The 24,337-nt window shown below is 41.6% G+C and carries 24 protein-coding genes; 21 read left to right on the top strand and 3 right to left on the bottom strand.

What is annotated here, in order from left to right; genetic code table 11:
• The first annotated feature begins 1 nt into the window (after position 1).
• From J2755_RS09765 to J2755_RS09665, 21 genes are all read left to right on the top strand, one after another.
• The gene (locus tag J2755_RS09765) at positions 2–241 is read left to right on the top strand and encodes a V-type ATP synthase subunit K (RefSeq protein WP_209682770.1); all 240 of its coding nucleotides are present in this window, start codon (positions 2–4) and stop codon (positions 239–241) included.
• Positions 242–293: 52 nt separating this feature from the next.
• Positions 294–845, top strand: a complete 552-nt coding sequence (locus J2755_RS09760; RefSeq protein WP_209682766.1) for a V-type ATP synthase subunit E — start codon at positions 294–296, stop codon at positions 843–845.
• 7 nt (positions 846–852) lie between these two features.
• Positions 853–1,926 (top strand): V-type ATP synthase subunit C, encoded by a 1,074-nt coding sequence (locus J2755_RS09755; RefSeq protein ID WP_209682762.1) that lies wholly within the window; start codon positions 853–855, stop codon positions 1,924–1,926.
• The gene (locus J2755_RS09750; protein ID WP_209682759.1) at positions 1,927–2,229 is read left to right on the top strand and encodes a V-type ATP synthase subunit F; all 303 of its coding nucleotides are present in this window, start codon (positions 1,927–1,929) and stop codon (positions 2,227–2,229) included. It begins immediately after the preceding gene.
• Positions 2,220–3,956, top strand: a complete 1,737-nt coding sequence (locus tag J2755_RS09745) for an ATP synthase subunit A (protein WP_209682756.1) — start codon at positions 2,220–2,222, stop codon at positions 3,954–3,956. The genes J2755_RS09750 and J2755_RS09745 overlap by 10 nt, the downstream gene beginning before the upstream one ends.
• A 2-nt stretch (positions 3,957–3,958) precedes the next feature.
• Positions 3,959–5,344 (top strand): ATP synthase subunit B, encoded by a 1,386-nt coding sequence (locus tag J2755_RS09740; RefSeq protein WP_209682753.1) that lies wholly within the window; start codon positions 3,959–3,961, stop codon positions 5,342–5,344.
• 14 nt (positions 5,345–5,358) lie between these two features.
• The gene (locus tag J2755_RS09735; protein WP_209682749.1) at positions 5,359–5,976 is read left to right on the top strand and encodes a V-type ATP synthase subunit D; all 618 of its coding nucleotides are present in this window, start codon (positions 5,359–5,361) and stop codon (positions 5,974–5,976) included.
• A gap of 4 nt (positions 5,977–5,980) precedes the next feature.
• A complete protein-coding gene (locus J2755_RS09730; protein WP_209682746.1) occupies positions 5,981–6,157 on the top strand; it encodes a hypothetical protein in 177 nt (58 codons plus the stop codon).
• 120 nt (positions 6,158–6,277) lie between these two features.
• Positions 6,278–7,633: a FlaD/FlaE family flagellar protein gene (locus J2755_RS09725; RefSeq protein WP_209682741.1), complete on the top strand. Its 1,356-nt coding sequence runs from the start codon at positions 6,278–6,280 to the stop codon at positions 7,631–7,633.
• Between the two features lie 38 nt (positions 7,634–7,671).
• Positions 7,672–8,148: a DUF7287 family protein gene (locus J2755_RS09720; protein ID WP_209682737.1), complete on the top strand. Its 477-nt coding sequence runs from the start codon at positions 7,672–7,674 to the stop codon at positions 8,146–8,148.
• A gap of 5 nt (positions 8,149–8,153) precedes the next feature.
• Positions 8,154–8,765: a DUF7288 family protein gene (locus J2755_RS09715; protein WP_245312888.1), complete on the top strand. Its 612-nt coding sequence runs from the start codon at positions 8,154–8,156 to the stop codon at positions 8,763–8,765.
• Positions 8,766–8,784: 19 nt separating this feature from the next.
• The gene (locus J2755_RS09710) at positions 8,785–9,603 is read left to right on the top strand and encodes a hypothetical protein (RefSeq protein WP_209682733.1); all 819 of its coding nucleotides are present in this window, start codon (positions 8,785–8,787) and stop codon (positions 9,601–9,603) included.
• 11 nt (positions 9,604–9,614) lie between these two features.
• On the top strand, positions 9,615–10,088 hold the full coding sequence (locus J2755_RS09705; RefSeq protein WP_209682730.1) for a DUF7266 family protein: 474 nt from the start codon (positions 9,615–9,617) through the stop codon (positions 10,086–10,088).
• A gap of 12 nt (positions 10,089–10,100) precedes the next feature.
• The gene (locus J2755_RS09700; protein ID WP_209682726.1) at positions 10,101–10,895 is read left to right on the top strand and encodes a DUF7289 family protein; all 795 of its coding nucleotides are present in this window, start codon (positions 10,101–10,103) and stop codon (positions 10,893–10,895) included.
• 13 nt (positions 10,896–10,908) lie between these two features.
• Complete coding sequence (locus J2755_RS09695) at positions 10,909–12,291, top strand: DUF7289 family protein (RefSeq protein WP_209682721.1); 1,383 nt, start codon at positions 10,909–10,911, stop codon at positions 12,289–12,291.
• Between the two features lie 92 nt (positions 12,292–12,383).
• The gene (locus J2755_RS09690) at positions 12,384–13,763 is read left to right on the top strand and encodes a DUF7289 family protein (protein ID WP_449288783.1); all 1,380 of its coding nucleotides are present in this window, start codon (positions 12,384–12,386) and stop codon (positions 13,761–13,763) included.
• Between the two features lie 125 nt (positions 13,764–13,888).
• Positions 13,889–14,875, top strand: a complete 987-nt coding sequence (locus J2755_RS09685) for a DUF7287 family protein (protein ID WP_209682712.1) — start codon at positions 13,889–13,891, stop codon at positions 14,873–14,875.
• A complete protein-coding gene (locus tag J2755_RS09680; protein WP_209682709.1) occupies positions 14,866–15,387 on the top strand; it encodes a DUF7288 family protein in 522 nt (173 codons plus the stop codon). Before J2755_RS09685 ends, J2755_RS09680 begins: the two co-directional genes overlap by 10 nt.
• Positions 15,375–15,833, top strand: a complete 459-nt coding sequence (locus J2755_RS09675; protein ID WP_209682706.1) for a DUF7261 family protein — start codon at positions 15,375–15,377, stop codon at positions 15,831–15,833. Before J2755_RS09680 ends, J2755_RS09675 begins: the two co-directional genes overlap by 13 nt.
• Positions 15,830–16,273: a hypothetical protein gene (locus tag J2755_RS09670; protein ID WP_209682703.1), complete on the top strand. Its 444-nt coding sequence runs from the start codon at positions 15,830–15,832 to the stop codon at positions 16,271–16,273. The genes J2755_RS09675 and J2755_RS09670 overlap by 4 nt, the downstream gene beginning before the upstream one ends.
• The gene (locus J2755_RS09665; RefSeq protein WP_209682699.1) at positions 16,257–17,003 is read left to right on the top strand and encodes a DUF7289 family protein; all 747 of its coding nucleotides are present in this window, start codon (positions 16,257–16,259) and stop codon (positions 17,001–17,003) included. Before J2755_RS09670 ends, J2755_RS09665 begins: the two co-directional genes overlap by 17 nt.
• 228 nt (positions 17,004–17,231) lie before the next feature.
• Here J2755_RS09665 and J2755_RS09660 read toward each other — a convergent pair whose 3' ends face one another.
• From J2755_RS09660 to J2755_RS09650, 3 genes are all read right to left on the bottom strand, one after another.
• The gene (locus J2755_RS09660) at positions 17,232–23,132 is read right to left on the bottom strand and encodes a VWA domain-containing protein (protein WP_209682696.1); all 5,901 of its coding nucleotides are present in this window, start codon (positions 23,130–23,132) and stop codon (positions 17,232–17,234) included.
• A gap of 70 nt (positions 23,133–23,202) precedes the next feature.
• Positions 23,203–23,862, bottom strand: coding sequence for a glycerophosphoryl diester phosphodiesterase membrane domain-containing protein (locus tag J2755_RS09655; protein ID WP_209682693.1), 660 nt, complete (start codon positions 23,860–23,862; stop codon positions 23,203–23,205).
• Positions 23,863–23,987: 125 nt separating this feature from the next.
• Positions 23,988–24,326, bottom strand: coding sequence for a cupin domain-containing protein (locus J2755_RS09650; RefSeq protein WP_209682690.1), 339 nt, complete (start codon positions 24,324–24,326; stop codon positions 23,988–23,990).
• Positions 24,327–24,337: the final 11 nt, after the last annotated feature.

Raw genomic sequence — 24,337 nt, 5'->3', positions numbered from 1 at the left:
TATGGTAGGAGAAGAATTAACAATGATGGACCCAGCAGGACTGAAAGCAATTGGTGCAGGAATTGCTGTAGGATTGGCAGGAATCGGATCCGGAATTGCCGAAAAGGACATTGGTGCAGCAGCAGTTGGCGCAATGACCGAAAAAGAAGAGATGTTCGGTAAAGGATTGATCATGACTGTAATTCCTGAAACAATCGTAATTTTCGGGCTTGTAATTGCAGTATTGATTTGGTTCGTATAAGTCCAATTTAAGAGCATTGATTGCTCTTAAATTAATTTTTAGATGTGAGAGCATGGGACTCGAAACGGTAATAAAAGATATCATTGATGTCGCAGAGGCAAAGGTCTCCGAGACTAATGCAGGAGCTGAAGCTGAAGCATCCGAAATTATGGAAGCTGCACGCCAGTCTGCAAAAAAGATCATGGGTGACCGAATGGCCCAGGCAGAAAGTGATATCCAGCGTATGAAGAAGCAGGAAGTTTCCAGCGCAAACCTTGAAGTTAAAAGGACAATGCTCAATGCACGCAAAGATGTGCTTGAAAGAGTCTACGAGCAGGCGGTTGAAATAATATCTTCCATGCCTGAATCAAAGCAAGAAGACCTTCTTAAAGCAATTTTAGAAGCAAATGAATCCAGTGGTACCCGCATCTACTCCAACAAGGAGTCAGAAGAACTGGTAAAGAGGCTTTCATCACTTGAATATGCCGGCAACATTGACTGCGTTGGCGGAGTAATAATCGAGAACGAAGAAGCAACTGTAAGATTGGATTTCACATACGATATAATTCTTAAGCGTGTTTACGAGCAGAACTTAAGGCAAACCTCTGACATCCTGTTCGGGTGATATCACAATGAGGCTTTTTCAAAAATTCAGAAGAAAGACTGCCTCTACAAAAAGTAGTGGTAGCTCTAACTACGCTTATGTAACTGCGCGTGTACGTGCAATGAAAAGCAATCTCCTTCCAAAGGAGACATATCCAAGACTCCTTAACATGGATCTCAATGAAATTACCCGTTTTATTGAAGAAACCCAGTACAAACAGGATGTCGATGAACTTGCAAGAAGATTTGATGGCAATGATCTTATTGAGCATGCCCTTAATAGGAACCTTGCAGTCACATTTTCAAAATTGATAGATATTTCCGAAGGTGACCTTAATAACCTCATTTCCGAATATCTGAAAAATTATGATATTGGAAGCATTAAGACCATCCTTCGTGGAAAGTTCTACAACGCATCTATCGATGAAATAAAGGACAATATTGTCTCTGGCGGCCAATTCAAATATAAGTTCCTCTCTGAACTTGCTGAAAAAGAGTCTCATGAAGAAATCATTGAAGCACTCAGCAACAGTGAGTATTATCCAATTCTTAAGAATTATGATGGAACAAATCTTCCGGAAATTGAAAATCAGCTTGATAAGCTGTATTACCAGACATTGTTCCATTCAATTGGTGTCCCAAAATCCAGTGACCGTAAATTGTTCTCTAAATTTGTCAGGACTGAAATCGACATCAAGAACATAAAGACAATGTTCAGGATGAAGAAAGAGGGTATTGACGAAGAAGAGATTGAAAGTGTGCTTCTTGACGGTGGACTTTTGATCAGTGTTGATGAAATCAAAAAGATGGTTCCACTTCCATTTGAGGAACTAATCAATGCCATCGAAGGTTACCCATACTGGGATGCAATTTCTGATATTGTGTCACCGGAGATGAAATCGCTTACTGACGTGGAAACTAACCTTACAAAATACAGTGTCAAATCCACTTCCAGTTTTTCACATGAGTATCCACTATCCATTGTCCCCATTATGGATTATATGCTCAACAAGAGAATTGAAGTCAGTAACCTCCGGATGATCGTCAGAGGAAAAGCCGCCAACCTGAGTGAAGAAGTCATAAGGAATCAGTTGGTGATCTAAATGGAACTTGCAGTTGTAGGAGAAGACCAATTTGTCACCGGATTCAGGCTGGCAGGTATCAAGAAAGTTTATGAAATCAAGGATGATTCCGAACTTGAAGGAAAAGTCAATGAAATCATTGATGATTCCGATGTGGGCATCCTTGTAATGAATAGCGATGATTTTAATAAACTACCGGAAACCCTAAGAGAAAATCTTAGTGAGTCTGTAGAACCAACTTTGGTTACTCTTGGCGGAACAAGCCAGAGTTCGAACATAAGGGATAAGATAAAGCAAGCGGTAGGTGTAGATTTGTGGAAGTAAATGGTGAAATTTATCGTGTGGCAGGTCCTGTTGTCACCGTTACCGGAATCAAACCAAAGATGTATGATGTGGTTAAGGTCGGTCACGAAGGGCTGATGGGCGAAGTTATCAGGATTGAAGGAGACAAGGCAATTGTTCAGGTATATGAAGACACAGCCGGAATCAGACCCGGTGAACCTGTCGAAAATACCGGAATGTCCCTCTCCGTTGAACTTGGACCCGGATTGTTAGAAAGTATTTATGATGGTATCCAGAGACCTCTGCAGGTATTGCAGGAAAAGATGGGAGACTTCATTGAAAGAGGTGTCTCAGCAAACGGTCTTTCCAGGGATAAACAGTGGGATTTCAAGCCTACTGTGAAATCTGGAGATCAGGTGAAAGGAGGCGACATAATTGGTGTTGTTCAGGAAACAACCAACATCGAACACAAAATTATGGTCCCACCAAAAGTATCCGGCACTGTCGATGAAATCAAGGAAGGCAAGTTTACAGTTGACGAAACTATTTGTGTACTCTCCGACGGTACAGAGCTGTCCATGATGCAGAAATGGCCTGTAAGGGAACCAAGACCCGTCGGTAAAAAGATGACTCCAAGCAAGCCACTCATTACCGGTCAGAGGATCCTCGATGGAATGTTCCCTGTGGCAAAGGGGGGTACCGCTGCAATCCCGGGTCCATTCGGATCAGGAAAGACAGTTACCCAGCAGCAACTTGCCAAGTGGAGTGACACTGACATTGTAGTTTATATCGGATGCGGCGAACGTGGAAACGAGATGGCTGATGTTCTTAACGAGTTCCCTGAACTCGAAGATCCAAAGACCGGAAGACCACTCATGGAACGTACAGTTCTGATAGCCAACACATCCAACATGCCAGTAGCAGCTCGTGAAGCATCTGTATACACTGGTATCACTATTGCAGAATACTACCGTGATATGGGATACGATGTATCACTCATGGCAGACTCAACTTCCAGATGGGCAGAAGCAATGAGGGAAATCTCCTCAAGGCTTGAAGAAATGCCTGGTGAAGAAGGTTATCCTGCATACCTTTCCGCAAGGCTTGCAGAGTTCTATGAACGTGCAGGAGCAGTAAATTCCCTTGCAGGACTTGAAGGTTCAATCACTGTTATCGGTGCAGTATCACCTCCTGGTGGTGACTTCTCCGAACCTGTTACGCAGAACACACTTCGTATTGTGAAAGTGTTCTGGGCACTGGATGCAAAACTCTCCCAGAGGAGACACTTCCCGGCTATTAACTGGCTTAACAGTTACACCCTGTACAACCAGACTCTTGCAGACTGGTTCACAGAAAACGTAGGTGCAGACTGGAATGACCTCAGGGAAAACGCAATGGATGTTCTTCAGCAGGAAGCTGAACTTCAGGAAATCGTGCAGTTGGTCGGTTCCGACGCACTCCCAGAAGACCAGCAGCTTACCCTTGAAATCGCAAGAATGCTCAGGGAATACTTCCTTCAGCAGAACGCATTCCACCCTGTTGACACATTCTGTCCATTCGAGAAACAATACCAGCTTCTTAAGGCTGTTTCAAAGTTCGCAGACGTTGCAACCGAGAAACTCGAACAGGGCATCCAGATGAAGAAAATAATGGAAATGGAATCCAAGGACGAACTTGCTAAAGTCAAGTTCGAAGAAGACTTTGATGCAGCCCTCGAGGCAGTCATGACAAAGATGGATGACGAATTTGCACAGCTTGGAGGCAACTGAATATGACCAAAGAGTACAAAACCATTGTAGATATTGCAGGACCTCTTGTTTTCCTTGAGAAAACAGAAGCTGTAGGTTACAACGAACTGGTACAGATCAACCTCCCTGATGGAAGCACAAAACGTGGTCAGGTTCTTGACACATCTGCAGACATGGTAGTCGTGCAGGTATTCGAAGGAACCGGTGGACTGAACTCCGAATCCGGTGTTGTTTTCAGCGGAGAAACAATTAAACTGCCTGTATCCAAGGACATGCTTGGACGTATCCTTTCAGGATCCGGTGAACCACTAGATGGTGGCCCACGTGTTGTGCCTGAGAAGCGTGTGGATGTAAATGGTGCATCAATGAACCCATACTCAAGGATGCCACCAGAGGATTTCATCCAGACAGGTATTTCCACTATTGACGGTACAAACACCCTTGTGAGGGGTCAGAAACTTCCGATCTTCTCAGGATCAGGTTTGCCACACAACGAAATTGCATTGCAGATTGCAAGGCAGGCAAAAGTTCCAGGTTCCGATGAAGATTTCGCAGTAGTATTCGCTGCAATGGGTATCACCAACGAAGAAGCCCAGTACTTTATGGAAGACTTTGAGAAAACCGGCGCTCTTGAAAGGGCTGTTGTTTTCCTGAACCTTGCAGACGACCCTGCTGTCGAACGTATTATCACTCCAAGGATGGCTCTTACAGCTGCAGAGTACCTTGCATACGAACACGATATGCACGTACTCGTAATTCTGACAGATATCACAAACTACTGTGAAGCACTCCGTCAGATGGGTGCAGCCCGTGAAGAAGTGCCCGGTAGACGTGGTTACCCGGGTTATATGTACACTGACCTTGCATCCCTCTATGAGAGGGCAGGTGTTATCAAAGGAAAGAAGGGGTCCGTTACTCAGTTCTCAATCCTAACCATGCCTGGTGACGATATCACTCACCCAATTCCTGACCTTTCCGGTTACATTACCGAAGGACAGATTGTGGTTTCCCGTGAACTCCACAGGAAGGGTGTCTATCCACCAATCAATGTATTGCCATCACTTTCCCGTCTTATGAACTCCGGTATAGGAGACGGTAAGACAAGGGACGATCACAAAGCAGTGTCTGACCAGCTTTATGCAGGATATGCGGAAGGTCGTGACCTCCGTGGTCTTGTTGCTATTGTCGGTAAGGAATCACTTTCCGAAAAAGACCAGAAGATTCTGGAATTCGCAGACCTGTTCGAAGACCGCTTTGTCCGTCAGGGCAGGGATGAAGACAGGACTATCGAAGATACCCTTGAAGTATCATGGGAAATTCTTTCCGAGATGCCTGAATCATACCTTACCAGGATTGACAACAAGTACATTGACAAATATCACCCTGCACACAAGACTGAAGCAGAGTGAACAGGTGATTTACCATGGGCGCACAAGACGTTAAACCAACCCGATCCGAACTCATTGCCCTTAAGAAGAAGATCAAGCTCTCAGAAGGTGGCCACAAGCTCCTCAAGATGAAGAGAGACGGTCTGATTCTTGAGTTCTTTGACATACTCAGTCAGGCAAAGGACGTAAGGAACGAGCTGGACGCTGCCTATGATAATGCCACCGAGAAAATTGGCCTCGCTGAAGCCGTTGAAGGACGTGTGACAGTAAAATCAACTGCTTTCGCACTCAAAAATGAACCTGAAATCAGTCTGCGCAGCCACAACATCATGGGTGTTGTGGTACCAAAGATTGAATCATCAAAGGTTCATAAACCCCTCAACCAGCGTGGATACGGTATTCTCGGAACCAGCTCTTACATCGATGAAGCAGTCGAATCATACGAAATCCTTGTTGACAAGATTATTCTTGCAGCAGAAATTGAAACAACCATGAAGAAGCTGCTTGATGATATCGAAAAGACAAAAAGGCGTGTAAACGCTCTTGAGTTCAAGGTCATCCCTGAACTTTCAGAAGCTGTGGCATTCATCAGCCTGAGACTTGAGGAGATGGAAAGGGAAAACACTTTCCGTCTTAAGAGAATAAAGGCATAAGACCATGGGCAACGAAGAAACTGATCAACCATATAATCTGGTTGAAAAGTTCTTCCTGAAATTACTGGAACCCCAGAACAAAGCCAGGATACTCAGATGGGCCTGGCTAATATCCCTTGGGATGCTTGTACTGGGGTACCTTATTGTCTTTTATAAGGCATCCCCTTACATCAATTTTTAATCTTTTTCCAATCCGGATCTATACAAACTAAGGAGCTGGCAGCTTTTATCGCTGAGTAACTCTTAAATAAACAACTCCCCTATAATGAGTATATTATTAAACTTATTAAAAGGGTCAGCGATGGATGAACAAAACAGTGGAGTAAAGACTGAATCAGCTGATTTTGCTGATGCTCCGCCTTTTCCATGGGATGATACACCTCAAAAGGAAAAACCTACTCCTGAAAAAGAAATAGTCCAGCAACCTGTTGAAAAAACTGTTCCAGAACAACCTTTGCAGGAACCAGTCGTACAAATCTCTGAATCCAGTAAACAACAAGCAGGTCTTATGAGTGGCCTGAAAAGCTTTTTTGGAAAATTAACAAAGAAAAGGGATTTACTTCAGGAAATAGAAGGCATTGAAAATCCGAATGCTTCCATCAAAAATATTGAAGCTCAGGATATTGACCCAAATCCCGTACCTATAACTGAAAACACCAGTTTTCAAAATATCGTACACGTCCCTGAACCTACTCCGAACAACGAGTTACTGGAGTTGACATCACGCCTTGGTTCGATGGAGGAAGAACTCAACGATCTCAGGAATCGGACTGAAATCGAGGTCAAAGAGGAAGATAAAGACGAACAGGAAAGCGAACTCATTAAGGCTAAAATCAACGAAACATCGGATGCTGTTTCAGCGCTTCAGGAACAGATCAACCTTATTGAGGACAACGTAAAAAGCTTCGATGAAAACCGCATGGATATTTCTGAAAGTTTTGAAGGCGTCAAAAACCAAATTCAGGAGATCATGCAGCTGCAGGCAAATCAGGGCCAGGAAATCAAAAGTACAATTGAAGAAACGATTTCCCGTCATGAAAGTGCACTTGAGAATAATTCCCGGTTAATGGAAACTGAGATTAATGGCATAAAGGAATCACAGAAAGAAATCAAAACCGAAGTATCAGGTCTTTCCAGCACTATCGCCGGACTTATGGAAGACGTCGCCCATGTTAGCCAGCAGGGGAAGGCAAATTCTGACAAGATACAGAAACATGAAGATAACTTCAAAACTGAAATTGAAGCCCTGAAAGAACTTCTGGATGAGGAAGTGAAGAAAACCGGATCACAGGGTTTGGCCGGGGAAAGCGTACAACTCACAAAAATCGTGAAAAATTCCACAAACACCAAGCTGTGTATGGAATGGCTGGAATTCCTGATGGAACTTGTGGGAAGAAACAATCTTCCTGAAATCCTTGCATATTATGAAGAACTTGAGTGGATTAATGATGAAGTCAGGCTTGAACTTATGCGATATGCAGAAGGAATCGATTATTATGTTGAAAAACCTGACTGGAAACTTGCGCCTGATGATCACGTAAAATCCATATGGTTTATCGAGAAACTTGCCGGACTTAAAGTCGATAAAAACCAGCTTTCTGTAATAGAAAGAGACATAAAGAAAGTCAAAGGCGGCAATGAGATTTATGGAATATAATAACACATATATATTATGAACATTAAACAATTACTCACATGCCCTTCGACAATGACAGAGCCCAGATAGCAATCGATTATCTGGTTGGAATAACAATATTTTTACTTGCGGTTTTTTTTGTATTCCAGTACACATCAGGTCTGTTCACACCTTTTGAATCTGATTCCGATGAAATAACACTGGTTGCGGACCGTGCAGCAACTGCCATCGTCGAAAATGAGATGAGTGCTCAATCCATAACAACTCCCAACTTAGTGGATAAAAACAATGTTGATACATTCATAGCATTGCTAAATGTTGACTACAATGATACTGTGCATACACTTGGTTTAAGTGGCGGATTCTATTCTTATAATCTTAATGTTACCATTGAGAACAGCACTTCTACAATGTATGTCGCAGGCGAAAAACTTCCCTTTTATGGGAACATTGGCCAGACGAAGAGAATAGTTCTCCTGGAAGATACAAGCGCGGGAACAATCGAAGCAGCAATTGTATCGGTAAGAGTGTGGTGATTTCGATGGCATTCAAATTTAGAACTTTCTGGAAAAGCAAAGAGGCACAAATCAATACACTTGAAGGCATTATAGCAGCTACAATTATGATTGGGGTGCTTGTATTTGCCGTTCAGGCAACGTCTCTTACCCCACTTACATCATCTACTGCAAATGCCCATGTTGAAGCCCAGTTAAATTCAATTGGCCAGGACATTATGACTTCACTTGATCACTCAGCTTACAAACAGGATTCAAACTTAAAAAAGGCAGTTATAGGATGGAATGGTGATCAGTACGTCTGGAACTCCACGCACTATGTATCTACAGACGATGAAAATCTAACTTTAAGCGGATCGGTTCAGGAAATCCTTGAATTTACAGTGACAGAAAACGGAATTGCACACAACCTGCAATACACTTTCACCACTCTCGATGGGGATATCCGTACTGAATCCTATATTTATAATGGGGATCCATCTGACAACGCGGTTATCATCTCAAGAAAGGTACTGATATCCAATACGGATCTCACTAACGCTACAGCTTTTAGTTCTGATACCGGGATTCCTGATGTGGACGCTGCGACTGATTTTTACAACATAATTGATGTCAAGCTTACAATGTGGCGCATGTAAATTAAATGAGAGGGGGAATATGAAGAAGTTTGATGATTCAGGACAAATGTTGTTGCTTGCAGCATTCGCAATAGCATTCATGGTAGTTGTATCAACGATTATGTTGAATAACCTGATTTTTGCCAGCAATGTCGCATCTGAATCAGGTGATGAACTCAGTTCTTTCGAGATATCTAATATTGTGCAGCTTACAGATGAAGCAACAAAAGCCGCTTATTACAATGCTACAAATGGAGGACCATTTGATGATGCTTCATTTTCAAATTATATGAACACTTACCAGCAGGAAATGGCTACAGCGTATGCTTATCAGGGAATTTTATTCCACTTTGATAACAGCACTCTTAATGATGCATATTTCACGAAAAACGGATTGGAATCTGGAACTGAAGATTGGATATTAATTAACAATGTTGAAGAAGTAGCAAACTTCACGATAGAAATACCAGATCCAGGCAACCTCGGGAATACTTCAAATCAATTCGAGATACATGCTATCAACCAATCGGGATCATCTATCTGGTACATGAAAATACACAATGATACTACCAATGTCAACGTGACAACAATAGACTATGATGTATCATATCCTCTTGCTTACACTACAATTGACATTATTGGCAATCCAAACTTCAAGTTTGCAACCCGTACATTTAACCAAACCTATCGCATAGAATACATCAACGGAAGCAGCATTGTAGGACTATACTCAATAACCGGGAACTTAACCGGAAACGAAACGTTTGAATCGGAAAGGTACAAGGTCATTAACACAACAATAAGTATCGCATCCGGAAAAAACAAGATTAACGTATCTGTACCTGTAACTATACCATGAGAGGAGTGAATATGAAGAAGTTTTATCAGGATGATAGTGCGGTATCCATTGCTGTGGGATTCATTCTCACCTTTACCATTACAATCCTCACTTTTACAGCGATTATGAACTCATCCTACCTCATGATGGAGCAAACAGAAGAAAATGTCATGAGAGAAGAATTTGAGATCCATGGAAACAACATTGCACTCCAGCTTACGGAAATGGACGCCATGATACTCATTGCAGACAGTACAGGAGGTAGTGTTGAAGAGATGCAATCCGAATTACTCCTTCCGCTAACAATTGCCAGTGAATACTATACTGTGGAATTTTCAAACAGCACATCGATAATAATATTTGAATCAAAGGGCAGGGATCAAACCAGAAGTGAAGTGCCTTATAATCTTGAGAGTTCCAACATCGAATCAAAAACTATAACCAGTGCATCAGGCGATCATTACCTTCTTTATAACAGCACCAGTAACCTGATTGAAGTATATTGAGTGATGAGGATTATGAAGCAGATATCCAAAAATATAGAGGAAATACTCAACTCCGAGAAAGGAGTTTCCGAAGTAGTTGACTTCATGATCATACTAGGAATAATGCTTATTGCAATTTCCATAATCACTCTTTTCGGCCTACCTACACTCACCGATATTCAGGACAATGGTCACACTGAGAATATCAAACAAAGTCATATTGTCCTATCCGACAACATAAACAAGATTGTTTTCAGTAATGCACCGTCACAATCAGTGGAATTGAAAATGTATGGAGGCGGCGTTTGGGTCATGGGCGACAGTTCAATGAATGTGACCGTTCAGACATGGAACTCATCCAATAACAGTCTTGAGAATGAAAGCTTCACCAGGCAACTTCGTGAAATACGAAGTGAATTCGAAACAACTGTTATCTCTTACGAGAATACCGGAGCCTGGGCAAGATATGACAACCGTGGAACTGTGATGATCAAGGAACCAATGTTTACATTCTCAAATAATGTCATGTTTATACCTGCAGTTACATTTCCCGGCGGAACAAAGGGACTTTCTGGAGAAGGACTCATAAGAGTTGTTGCAGACGGAGGAACACCTTCCCTGTTTAGTTACTCAAATGTTTCCGCCGTTGATATCAAAATTGTCAGTAACTATTACGAAGGGTGGGAAAAATACCTGAACGAATCTTTTGATATGTATCTGGTAAGCAAGGATGATACAAACACAACAATCCTTATGCGAAATGACAATTTTTCGGAAAATATAGATGTCCATATCAAATACTCACCAATAACCGCAACTGTTGAGTAAGGAGAAAAAAAACATGGGAAAACTACGAAATTTTTTATCCTCCAAAAAGGCAGTTTCCTCTGTAATAGGAATTCTGCTCATGTTTTCACTCACTATTGTTTCAATGAGCGTTATTCTTCTTTTTGGAGTGCCTGCAATTAATGACATGCGGGATAATGCTCAGGCACAAAAAGTGGAAGAAGGATTTACAATTCTTGACTCCAGAACAAGTAAAGTTGCACTTGGTGAATCTCCACTACAGACCATAGGTGTCACCCTGATAGGCGGAGGGGTTTATGTTTCAGATGCCGATGATCCAGATAGCAGCAGTATAACTGTTCAGGTTATCAATACTACAAATCCCAGTATGACAGAAGAATTTAATGCCTCTCTTGGGAACCTCGAATATATAAAAGATGACAGGTACATCGCTTATGAAGGTGGAGGGGTCTGGTCAAAATACGAGAGAAACGGTGGCTCTGTGATGATTTCCCCACCTGAATTCCATTATAACGGAGAGACATTGACACTTCCGATTATGAAAATCAATGGAAATTCATCATCTTCCGGTTCTGGGGATGTCCGTATTGCAGTATCATCCGACAACAAGCCGGATCTTTTGTACCCAAACACTTCAGCTTCATCCTTACGGACTAACCCAATTACATCAGATAAAGTCGTAATCAAAATCAAAAGTGACTACTATGACGCATGGGCAAATTACGCTGCAACTCTGACCCAGACTACTGTTACGATTGACGATGATAACAAAACGGCTGTCGTGGAATTATACACAATTCCGCCAATGGGAACATTTGGACTTACCAGTGAAATAAAAATTGCTCCCCTAAACCCGGCAAATCCAGCTCCAATTAACGATTTCACATTCTATTTTGAAGCTGAAGACTCAAATGCCAATGGATTAAACCCGGATAATTATGATATAGCTGCAACTTCTGGAAGCCGGACGCTGACATATAATTTACAAAAGAAAGGAGGCGCCGACCAGTTAATTCTTACTGTCACTTATGAAGATACGGATATAAGCTCTGATGCAGAGGAATGGGTAAGTGTAGCAGAATATGAAGTATATGATAAGAAAAAAGATCAGTACTCTCACGTGGATTTTACAAATACCACATTTATGATGGAATACCAGGATCCAGATCCAGACTTTTCATGGCCAAGTGATACTATAACACCTGGTAATACATCTTTTTCCATAGATGACCTCACTCAGCATTATTTACAGCTCATGACAGAAGATGGATCAATAACTTTTAATCTCGATGGTGGAAAACAGGATCCCGTCGATTACTCAACATCTCTTGTCACGCTAGATTATGATAATGCACCTGGAATCATTACTTACCTGCATATTACAAAGAACGAACTTGACATCGCTATGGTAAATTGAAAATACAGCTTTCAAACGTTTTTTCTGTTTGGGGGGAGCATATTCACATCGACAATATTATTAAATGCTAATTGATATATATTATTGATATTATGGTTGCCGGGAGTATGCAAAAATTGAAAAACATGAAAACATCCTGTAAGGCAGTATCATCTGTTATCGGAGTGTTGCTCATGTTCTCACTCGGAGTTGTTGCCATGGGAATAACTTTGCTTTACGGAGTGCCCATAATCAACGATATGCAGGACAATGCACAGGTGCAAAAAATAGAGGAAGGTTTTACTATTCTGGATTCCCGAAGCAGCAAGGTCGCGCTTGGAGAGTCTCCCACCCAGACCATATCAACCACCCTTATCGGAGGAGGCATCACAGTTAAGGATGCCGCAGATCCGAATAGTAGCACTATTACTGTCCAGATTAGCAATAGCTCAAATAATTACTCCGAAGAGTTTTCCACGTCACTTGGAACTCTTGAATACATCAAAAATGACAGATATGTTGCATATGAAGGAGGCGGAGTCTGGTCAAAATATGAAAACAGCGGTGGCGCGGTGATGATTTCCCCACCTGAATTCCATTACAACGGAGAAACCCTGACACTGCCTATTATGAACATCAATGGAAATACATCCTCTGCTGGCTACGGTGATGTCCGCATTGCAGTCATTTCAGACAATAAACCTGAGATATTGTATCCCAATACTGTCGTTTCACCCAACAGGACAAATCCGATATCAGCAGAAGAAATAACAATGTATATCAAGAGTGATTATTACGACGGATGGGCCGATTACGCAGAATCCCTCACCTATACAAGTGCAACAGTCGACCACACAAATAAAACAGCAATCCTGAAATTCACTACAATCCCCCCAATGGGAACATTGCCCCTTACAAACCAAATAAAAATTCCCCCGCTAAATCAGGCAAATCAGGAACCTATTCAGGAATTTAGTTTCTATTTTGAAGCTTTAAACGATGAGGGACTTAGCCCAAAAAACTATCAATTGGAAACAATTTCCGGCAGCAGGACATTAACATACAAATTGCAGAAAACCAGCGATTTGCAACTTGATGTAATTTACAAGGATACGGATATAAGCTCCAAGGCGGAAGAATGGACAAGTAAAATAAATTATCCTATAAATGGCTCTCAGGAAGATGAGAATTCTACAGTGGATTTCACAAATGAAACTTTTGTGATGAGATACACTGCCAATGATCCGGATTTTTCATGGCCTGATGATACCATAACAAAATTTAATGAATCATTTTCCATCAATAATCTTACGCAGCATTATTTGAAACTGATGACAGAAAACGGGGCTATCACTTTTGATGTTGGCAGCGCCACACCTAAGGATCCCGTTGATTATTCAACATCAACTTACACATTGATCTATGATACCGGACCCGGAGCAATTACTTATCTGCATATCACAAAGAATGAACTCTTTGTTGATGTAAGTTAAAGAGAGAAAAAGTGCTTCAAATTTACCTCTTTTTCGTTCCTCAAGAGCACAGAAATTAGAAACTAAGCTAGCTTCCCTATTCTTTTACATAAGACATATATTAGATCAGTATTATATAATTGGTAATGAGATGTTCTGATGAAGAGGGACAAATTGCAATTGACTTCCTTTTTGGAATGTCATTCTTTGTAATAGCCTTGCTTTTTACCGTACAATTTGTTCCAACCCTATTCCTATCTGCTTCAGAAAGCCAGGAGGATTTAGGAATTGTTTCCCACAGGACGGCAAGTATTCTTGCAGAGGATCCTGGATGGTGGTCAAATAGCACCCATAAAGGAACTGATTGGGAAGCAAATATCAATTCCACCCAAAGAGTAGGATTAGCTGAAGACAGCAATCCGTTATCCCGGCAGACAGATACGCCAAATCTGCTGAACACGACAAAAGTCTTAAAAATGACAGAACTTGACGAGGGTAGCTTAACTACAATGCTTGGGTTGTATGAAAATCTCAATGGTGCCAGAATTAATTACAGTTACAATATCACAATCGCAAGATCCGGTACACCACTTGTTATAGATGCACAGGAAATTGCAATCGGGGAACCGATTCCTGAAAAAACTGCTGTACTTCGAACAAAGAGGATAGTCATGGTAAGTTCCCTTACTGCAGCAACCTTCGATTTCGATGAGTTACCCGCTCCAACAGCTCCCAATGAAAAAGTAATCATCAATGTAACCGGACCCATAGAAAGCAATGCAGTAATCCAGATAACAAATTTCAATATTTCAGGACCAAATCCCAAATTCGTAGGAATAACGGAAATTGCCCCTACAAACGCCCCACTCAACGAAGGCACTGACTTCACAATATACAAAAACGTGCAGGGAAGTCCGGATTATATAGCCACCTCTTCAAGTTCCCTTACACTTAACGCTACAGATACTCTGCGTCTGGATATCAGAAAGGATTACTTCACAAACAATACATATACGTTGGAAATTAACTTTAACCAGATGGATGTCACGTATGGAACTATTCCCCCAAGTTATAATGATCGCGCATCTCAGGTTTTCAAGCCAGCTGATCTGGAGGTGAGCATATGGAAATGAATGATGAGGGGCAATTGCATACTCTTGAAGGGTTAGCTGCTGCTATTCTCATTACGACAACTCTGTTGATGATAATCAATTTGTCCGTAATAGCCAATCCACAGTCCGAGATGCAGATTGATGTGCAGATGGAACGAAATGCAGTGGATGTACTGGCAGTTCTTGATATCCCCACTCCCGGGGTACTCTCACAAAACCTAACTGAATATGTAGCAGCATATAATTCCAGCATCCCGGTTAACATGAGTCATTCGGCTCTCCCTCAACTGGAAACTTACCTTTCAAATTCATTAACAAATACGATATACAATGTGGATATCGCATACGTTAATAATGAAAGCCTGATAGTTGCCCCGGTTATCATAAAAGGTGCACCCGGAGAAAACTCCATTGTAACACGTAGAATTGTTGTGCTTGATAACTCAACTGTTGTTGCCGCCGGGGGAACATGGAATCTCAGTGAAAACGAAATCAAAGTAGTAGAAGTGAGGCTGACAACATGGAAAGTCTGAAAAAGGATACAAGTGGACAATGGATCTTGCTTTCAGGACTTGTAATAGCCATCATGCTTGTAGTAGTTGCGACCCTCTTCAATCAGGTCAACATCACTGGATACTATGCATCCAATGCAGCCCTTGAGTTCCCAAAGGAAGATATTCGGGAACTATCAACACAGACACGACTCACGACAAGTCAGGCTTATGACAAGGCGGTAATAATAAACCAATCGTCAAACCAGACAATAGAGCAAATAACGACGTCATTAATCCAGAGCTATAATTCCCAGCTTTCCACAATTTATGCGTCCCATGGAAAAGCTGTAGATGTGGAAGTTGCGAATTTCACATATGGTCCTAATAATTCAACTGAAATCGTTAGTATATGGGTAGACATTACATATGACGACGGGACGACTTTCTATTCAGCAGAACCTGAAATTGTAGAGGTGAACCAATGAGAAAATTCATTGAAGATAAAAGTGGTGCCTCCGTAACCATGGGCTACATAATGCTGAGCACTATTTTCATATCCTTTTTTATAATAACTCACATGACTGCAGACGATATGCTGCTTGAAAGGCCAGCTGAAATAGTCATGGATAACAAATTCAGTGATGTAGGAAATATGATCGGCACGATGGTGACTGACGTATACCTCATTGCGCCTGAAAACGGAAGAATCGAAACGGAATACCTTACCCCGAACAAAATAGCAGGTGAAAACTATCTCATTTCGGCTGAAACTGCCAACGCAGATCAGGTAATAGGAGTTACTTCATCTTCTTCAGATAAGACCGTGAATGTCACATTAAGTGGCATTACAAACACCATCGGGATTAACGGTATAACGACCAGTAACAGCGATACACACAGGATCAGCTATGATTCGAGAAAATAAGATCACAGAAGATGAAAATGCAGTATCAGAAGTCGTAGGCTTCATTCTCATTTTCGGAATGGTTATCCTGGCTATAGGAATAATATATGCATTTGGATACCCAATGCTACAATCCAATATGGAAACCAGTGTCTTTGAGAGCTCAGAGCAAAGCTTCATTGTCATACAGAGTAACATGAAAGCCGTAGCCTTTGAGCAATCACCTGTGAAAACAACAAAAATGAAAATCCAGACTGCAACACTGGCATACTCAAATGAATCCTTCATTCAGATTGATTATAATGGAACCACCATTAAAAAAGCACTTGGAAGGATTGAATTAATTCAGGATGAAAAGAAAATTGTCTACGAATCAGGAGGCGTTTTCAAAAGATATGATAGGGATAGTCAGGTATTGGTGTCCAATCCCCACATATTTTCAACGGTTGCCGCCAGCGGTGAAAATGTAGTTTCTGTAGGAATCATATCCTTGTATGGAAACGCAGCTTCCAGCGGAGGAGGAGGCATTATCAGTCTTTCAATGGAGCATAATACTAGCCAGCTCACACAGATGAATGACAATGCGACATTGACCCTTACAGTAAACAGTTCACTTGCACCCCGCTGGGCTACACATCTGGAAGAAGAAGGTTTTACAATTACATCTTCATCAGATACAGAAGTAACAGCTCAAATGACTAACACAAATGTGATTATCGGGGAACATGTTGTTGATGTTGAAATAACCTGATACAGGTTATTTTTTCTTTTGCATTATGCAGAAAGCTTTAGGTTGCACATAATCTGAGATTTAACTCATCTCCAAATGTGAGTTTCTTCTTTTCGCAAAGCACCCATAGGCCGGAGAAGCATGGAATGTCTCATATTGGCATGTTCCATTGGAACATTGCTAGAACTTCAACTCAATGACCCACACAAGGTTCCACAAAGTAGCAAAAAAGTGTGTTTGGGCAGAAGTTTAACTTATTGTTATCTGCCCCAAAGGCCTCACAAAGATGGAAGAGTTATCTATCACAGTATTGTTTCCATTGTTTGCATATGCTCTCAAATGTGCCCAACCAGAATTGGTACTTGAAAAGGTAACGACTTCCGATCCACTGATTGTCATATTAGTAAATACAGGATCTCCATTCAAAACACCCAGATCGGTGTATATGTAAGCATCTGCAATTGCAGGATTTCCATCAACATATTCTACGCTTACCAGAATCGTGGTTTCATTATCAATTACAGTGACATCTGAAGCGGGCTTAATTGTAACTCCACCAAGACTCACATAGTCCACAGATGCCCCAAATCCAGAGGTACTAATGCCTCCACTGTGAGAAACAGTAACATTTATTGTGGTACCATTTATATCAGTGTAGCTCAAAACGGAAGTAGGCAGTATAAGAGGAGTGGAACCAGCACCCTTTACCTTAAGCTGGTACCATACACCCCATTTATCCCCGGCCCCCATTGTTGGAAGATCCCAATCAAGCATTGTTTTATTTCCACTTCCATTGATTGTTGGCTCAGCATTGCCCGTAGGGGGATAAGTTGGCAAATATGAAGATTGATTCACCGAAGCATTCCATGTGGTGGCATTGCTGCTGTTTGCCTGATATGTGGCTTTTGCAACAGAAAGACCTGTAATGTAGTTGTTTGGAACATGGATTGAAAGCTGGGGACCGTCAGCAGTGAAATTTGTTAATTTGCCGGCTATTCCCGTGAATATTGTTTCCAACACGGTGGAATTCGGAGCAAAGTAATACTCTCCACCTGTAATATTTGCAACCTGCTGCAACACAGGATCAACTTCTGATTCATTATCAGCAAATCCAACGGTATAGATTACAGTATTCTGCTGCCTGGCACGCTGTGCCTGTTCAAGTAAGGAGTGGGCACCAGCATTGTCAATTCCATCAGTCATCAGTATCATAGTGGTATTTCCACCAATACCTTCAAGCTCATTGTTGGCTTCATAGATACCCTCGTCTATCGCAGTCAGACCCTCACATGTCATAGTGTTAACAGCATTTTCAAGGTGGGAAATAGAATCATTCTGAAGCTCTGATGCAACCCATGCAGACCAGAGGTTCCACGTAAGTTGAGGGGTTGTAGCCTCAGAATTTGCATTGCTAAATATAAGATCAAAATTCTCATAGTCAGATCTGGAAGAAGTCTCAACTTCAACCGGAACATCCCATGAAGAACCATCCCATTCCTGGACATTTATGTCAGGTGCTGAGAAACCACCGTCATCTGAAGTCACAAGGAAAATCGAATTTGAAACTGGATCTGATTCAAGTTTTACCCATCTGACATCATTGGTAACGTTGGATGCCGCCAATTCAGAACTCCACGAAGAACCATTCCACGTTTTATATCTGGGAACTGCTGTGTCATTACTCCAGACAACCATACCATTTCCACTGTTATTTTCGAATGCCACATCAAATGAACGTATAGCATAAGTTGGGGAAGAACTTTCAATTTCCTGTGTTGATGACCAGGAACTACCATCCCATGTGGCCACCCTCACATCATTATCCAGATCACTCATAGCAACCAGGATGTCATCTGAATTGGGATCAGCAGCCATTTTTATCCAGTAGACCCTGTGGGAATCATCAAAGGAATACAGACTTGTGGCAGAACTCCATGAAGAGCCATCCCATATCTTATAATAAACAGCATTCCCATTCATGTTAGACCAGACTACAACAGCATTGCCGCTTTGCTGTTCATAAACTACATCATAACACTGGTAGGAAGTTGCGCGAGCATCATTGGTAATAAATTCAGAATCCACCCATGAGGAACCATCCCACACCTGTGCACGAATATCCCTTGAACTGTCAAGAGTTACCATGACAATTTCATCCGAATCCGGTGCAGATTCAAGGGAAAGCCAGTACAAACTTCCGGATCCCAGAGTACTGCTTGAAATATATTCCTCACTCGACCAGCTTCCATCCCATGTACTGTAACGAACCGAAGAATAAGCGTCATAAACTGCCAATGCTTCTCCTGAATTTCGCTCATAGGCGATATCGAATCCTCTTCTTTCATAGCTGTTAAGGTATCTGGAATGTTCTGTGACTGAACCCCAACCGTCTTCATACACCTGGAAATTCCCATCCAGGTTTTCATCGAGAGAACCCAGAATAAATTCACCGGATGAAGGAGATGCTTCCAGAACAAGGTGGGTTATATCTCCTCCGACATATTCTGCAGACTGCTCGGAAGACCAGCTACTCCCATCCCACGAACGATATCTTGGAACACTGTCACTGTTAGTGTCTGTATAAACAAGCATTGCTTTGTCCGAGAATAGTGGAATTGAGCTTACATTAATACTGAATGCCGAGTCATTTATGTCCCCTGATGTTTTCTCAATAACTAACCTGTAATCAGTGTTTGAGTCAAGTACTGAGGAAATGCTTAAAGGTGACAATGATCCTGAAGTAGAATTCAGCACATTGATTCCCTCATAGAGTTTTAGATCCATTCCTGAACCGTCATTCCATGTGAGATCGAATGCATAGTTAGCCCGGCTATCAACGGTAAAATAGCCAACCCATTGGCTTTCGTTGCGCAAGTATGCGGATTGATTAATAGTCGAATTCAAAGAGTCTTCACTATAAAGAACAAGACCTGCATCGTCACCTTTTGTTTCATCAAAGCTTGTAAGGAAAGCAGAAGAAGCAATTCTTGTTGCGCTTTTTTTGTCAATATATGAAGTTATGTTGAAAGAATCTGAAGACTCCGGAGATGAGACACGTATAGTCCAGTTACCTGTTTCAACAACCTCAGTATCATCATCAGGATAAACATAGGACAGGGGCATCAACCAGATATATTCAGAAATATCATCGTTTGAAGAATTTGGATAATAGCCAGTTGTGTCCGCACCTATTCCATAAGTTTCCCCATCAGGACTTATAAGCGAGAGAGCGAGGTCTTGTGATGCATTAGTCCAATCCAGCTGAATTTTAAGGTCGTTAAGGCTGTTATTTATAAAGAGCTCTTCTTCATAATAGTAGTAAGAAGTGTCAAAGTTAACTGTGTATGGAGTTGCGGATGTCGGAGACACTTCGTCAGGATATGATGCAATGAGTGCGCCGTTGCCTGTTATCCTTACGTTTCTTATAGAATTTGGGTAATTTGAAGGGTCATAGAATACTACAGTATTTGAACCACTGCTAACCCAGGATGTTATGTTATGCTTAAACGTCCTCCAACGATAATCCCCGGAAAAACCAATATTTACAGCAGAATTGCCATTAACCCGGAAATTGCATTCTCCAATATTGTCCATATCCCATGCATCAAAAACAAGCCAGTATGGACCGTTTGACTCATTTGTAGCTAAAGCAGAACCCTGTGCATCGTAACCATAAGGGGTAAATCCTTCTTCCCCATATTCAGTCGCAGTTACATCGTAATCTGAAATTTCCTGTGCAATTGAATTATAGACGTCTTCAAGCTCGGAACTTGTAGGCGCATTATAGTAAGTTCCTCCTGTTTCACTTGCAATGCGCTGCAGTGTGGGTTCATCAAGATAGTCCGGATCTCCCAGACCAATGGCATATATCGTAATATCATTTGCATTTGCAACGTCAACCGCATTACTTCCATCTGTGTCCGAACCTGCAGTTGCAACACCGTCAGTAAGAAGAACAACGACTTTGTTCGCAGAAGAACGGCTCTCATCAATCAGAATGTCATTTGCATCCGCAAGGGCGTCGCCAAGTGCCGTACCTCCGTCTGCCTCATTATCATCGATCACATATTTTATGAGATCCCTGTTATCTGAAGAATTCAGCAGAGTCAGATCAAGAGCCTTTGTGCTGCTGCTTGAAAAAGTAACAACACCAACCTGACTGTTTGATACCAGATTATCCAGAAATGTCTTTGCGGCAGTTAAGGCATCAGCAAGTGGTTGCTCCGGGGAAGAACCAAGATCATTCATGCTACCCGAACGATCAATCACAAGTACAACATCCAAGGGAGTACCGGCATAAGAGTCAGGATCCATACTTCCGGATCTGTCCAATACAAGCATTGCAGTTGCTGAGTCCCTTACTGTGGGAAGTTCACCTTCTACGGAAATCACTGTTGTTACATTTACAATATCCCCGGAGGTGATGCTGGTAGGGTTTGCAGTGACCCATGCAGTGATAAAGGGGCCATGATCTGTTGTCACATTGGCAGTTGTGTTAATGGAGCTGTTAAATACTGTGATGTTGCAGATACCCTCTTCTGTTTTACTCTCAAAAGTTGCAGAGATCCTTCCAGATGAATCAGTTGTCGCATTTAGTATACTACCGGACTGGTTGCCTACATAAAGGGTTCCAAGTGAAGTGTTTGTATTGTTCAATGTAAGGACAATATCCGGAAGCATATGACCCCACTCATCAAGTGCTGCTGCTACAATTGTTGCATTGTGATTTCCAGTATTGTTTTGTGTCAGCACTTTAGAAGGATAAATGTACATCTGCAAAGATGAAACACCACCTGAAATAAAGGATAGTTCCTTTGAACTGTTGATGCCGGTGAGACCGGTTTCATTCTTATAAGTAGCTGTTACTGAAACGTTTTCAATATAAGGAGTCGGACCCACCTTGGTGGTTGCTGTACCAAATTGGTTCAACGGAATTATTGTTGAACCTGAACCAAGACCCGTGAAATAAATTTGTTCATCTATTGGGCCTGAATCTGGCAATATGGGGTTTAAGAACTGATCAGCAGGCTGTGCTGTAAGCCTGTAATAATCTTCATTGTTTGCATAGCAACTGGAAGGAGTGTATGACATCAAGACTGATTGTGGGTGATCCGCCAGACCGTTGACTTCAAAACTTGATTTTAGACCTGTTCCGAAAACCGAAACATTGACAGTGTTGTCACCTGCTCTTTTATCTGTCCGGAAGACAGTATATGCCTGACCAATCACATTTGTAGCATTTGAAGCGGGGATTACATCAGCAGAATTGTAGGTATTGGGGCTGTTATAGGATGTATTTTCCGGAGAAGTTGCCTCGAAGTTTACAGTCGAACCTTCTACTGGATTGCCATAGATGTCATAAACTGTTGCCCAGATTGTTGAAGTCGTATTAACGGTATGTTCATCGTCGTAGGTCACACTGAGGCTATGTGGGTTTCCCGGAGAGTACTCGATGACTGTAGAATTTAAAACTACGTCAGAAGACACATTGAGAATAATACTGCAAGAGTAATTTGAATAAATATCCAGTGTTGCAAAACTATCTCCTGTAACCTGCGTTGTGTTTGAAACAACATCCTTACTGATATTGACTGTTAGTTGGTTGCCTGGAGATGTAGAGAAAATTGTGCTTGTTTCCCTGAGATTACCTTCTACGTCAAAGATTGTCATGTTCACAGAGAAATCAGCGGTAGTATTCACATTGTTGAATATATCATAAGCAGTGATGTTAACGATTGAACTGTTACCTACTACTAAAGAAGACGCGGAAACGTCCAGATTAATTGAAGAGAGAGTAGCCGGTAAGTATGTTACTGTGGTGTTATTTATCGTGCCATTGTGGTCTGCAGAAACATTGAAAAGACCTGATTGCGTGGAGTTCAGCCATACAAAAGCAACACCTGAAGAATTAGTTATGTTGCTTGGAGAAGAGAGAATACCCATGTCAGCAGAAAAATTAATGATTGAGTTGTTTATGGGAGTCAGGTTATCTTCCAGAAGAGTTGCTAAGACAAGAACATCCTCTCCTGCTGTTTGTTGAACAGGATCCACTGAAAGCTGCAGAGAAACTGCATAGGCTGAACCACATAGTGATAAGAATATAAGTACTACTAAGGCAATCGTTGCAAACTTCATAGCTACATCTCTCATACAAATTTTACATGGACATCTATGTAAAGGTTGTGCTCATAAGAGCAAATATATAAAAATAAAAAGGGAATCAGATGGCCTGTTCCCTTTCGGTGCCATCATCATCCTGTGAATGTGCTTCTTCAGGTTCGTTGATTTGTTTGGATTCTTCAACTTCCTCGAATTCAGCATCTTCTGTGATGTCGGTATATTCATCAGGGCGGGCTTCGAGCATACGCATGGTTGCAATTGTTTCTGCTATGGCCACAATTGGAAGCGTAATCAGGAAACCTACTACCACATAACCGCCAATGGCACTGATAATCCAGATTACAATTGCAAGGATCAGGGTATCTACAAAATTCGCCCTACCTATCTCAATACTTTCTTTAATGGCATCTACTCCACCATAGTCCCGGATTACCAGAAGTGGAAGTGCATAGATCAGGAGTACCATAAGCACGAGTCCAGGAATAAAGAGAAGCATAAATCCAATAGCCAGCAGAATAACGGCTACTATAGCAAATACCCAGCTCTTGACAAAGTAATTGAAACCTTCAAAAACATCTTTTATTTCAATCTCTTCTCCCCGAATACCCTTCAGAACCATATAGTATATACCGTAGAATAAAGGTGGAGCAGTTATAACCAGTATTGAACCTACCGATACTATCAAAGTTGCAATGATATAAGTGACAAAATCCTTTCTAAACACATTCCATGTGTCTGAAAATATCTGTTCATGATCCATAATAATACCTCTTGAAACATCCCCCTTTTCAGGAGGTCATATAGGATTATGGCATCGCCTATATAAAAAGATGTAAGAGTGAGTAGAAAAAGAATTAGATGAAAAAAGATTCCTGAAAACTGAGTTTACAGGAATTTTGTGGATTTTTCAGGCCTGGGCATTTTCACGACCAGGAAACGTAAAGGAGCTTTACCGGCATTTCTCACCAAATGCGGAATTCCTTTGGGAAATTCAATAAGAGTATCTTTTCCCACTTGTTCTTCTTCGTCCCCGACCTCAACTACTGCTTCACCTTCAAGGATATAAACGGCAGCGTCCACTGGAGTCACATGTTTTAACAGCTTCTGATCAGGATTAAGAGTTATATGGACCATCTGCCCGTGTTCCGAATTATATAAACTACGGACATCTACGCCATGAGGATTTGATTTGGCGTCTGCATTTTTGACTTCTGTTATTATCATTGTTTGAACTC

This window comes from Methanohalophilus levihalophilus (assembly GCF_017874375.1).
GTDB lineage: Archaea > Halobacteriota > Methanosarcinia > Methanosarcinales > Methanosarcinaceae > Methanohalophilus > Methanohalophilus levihalophilus.
Note: the sequence above shows the minus strand (reverse complement) of the source record. Positions and strands in the feature narration are given on the sequence as shown.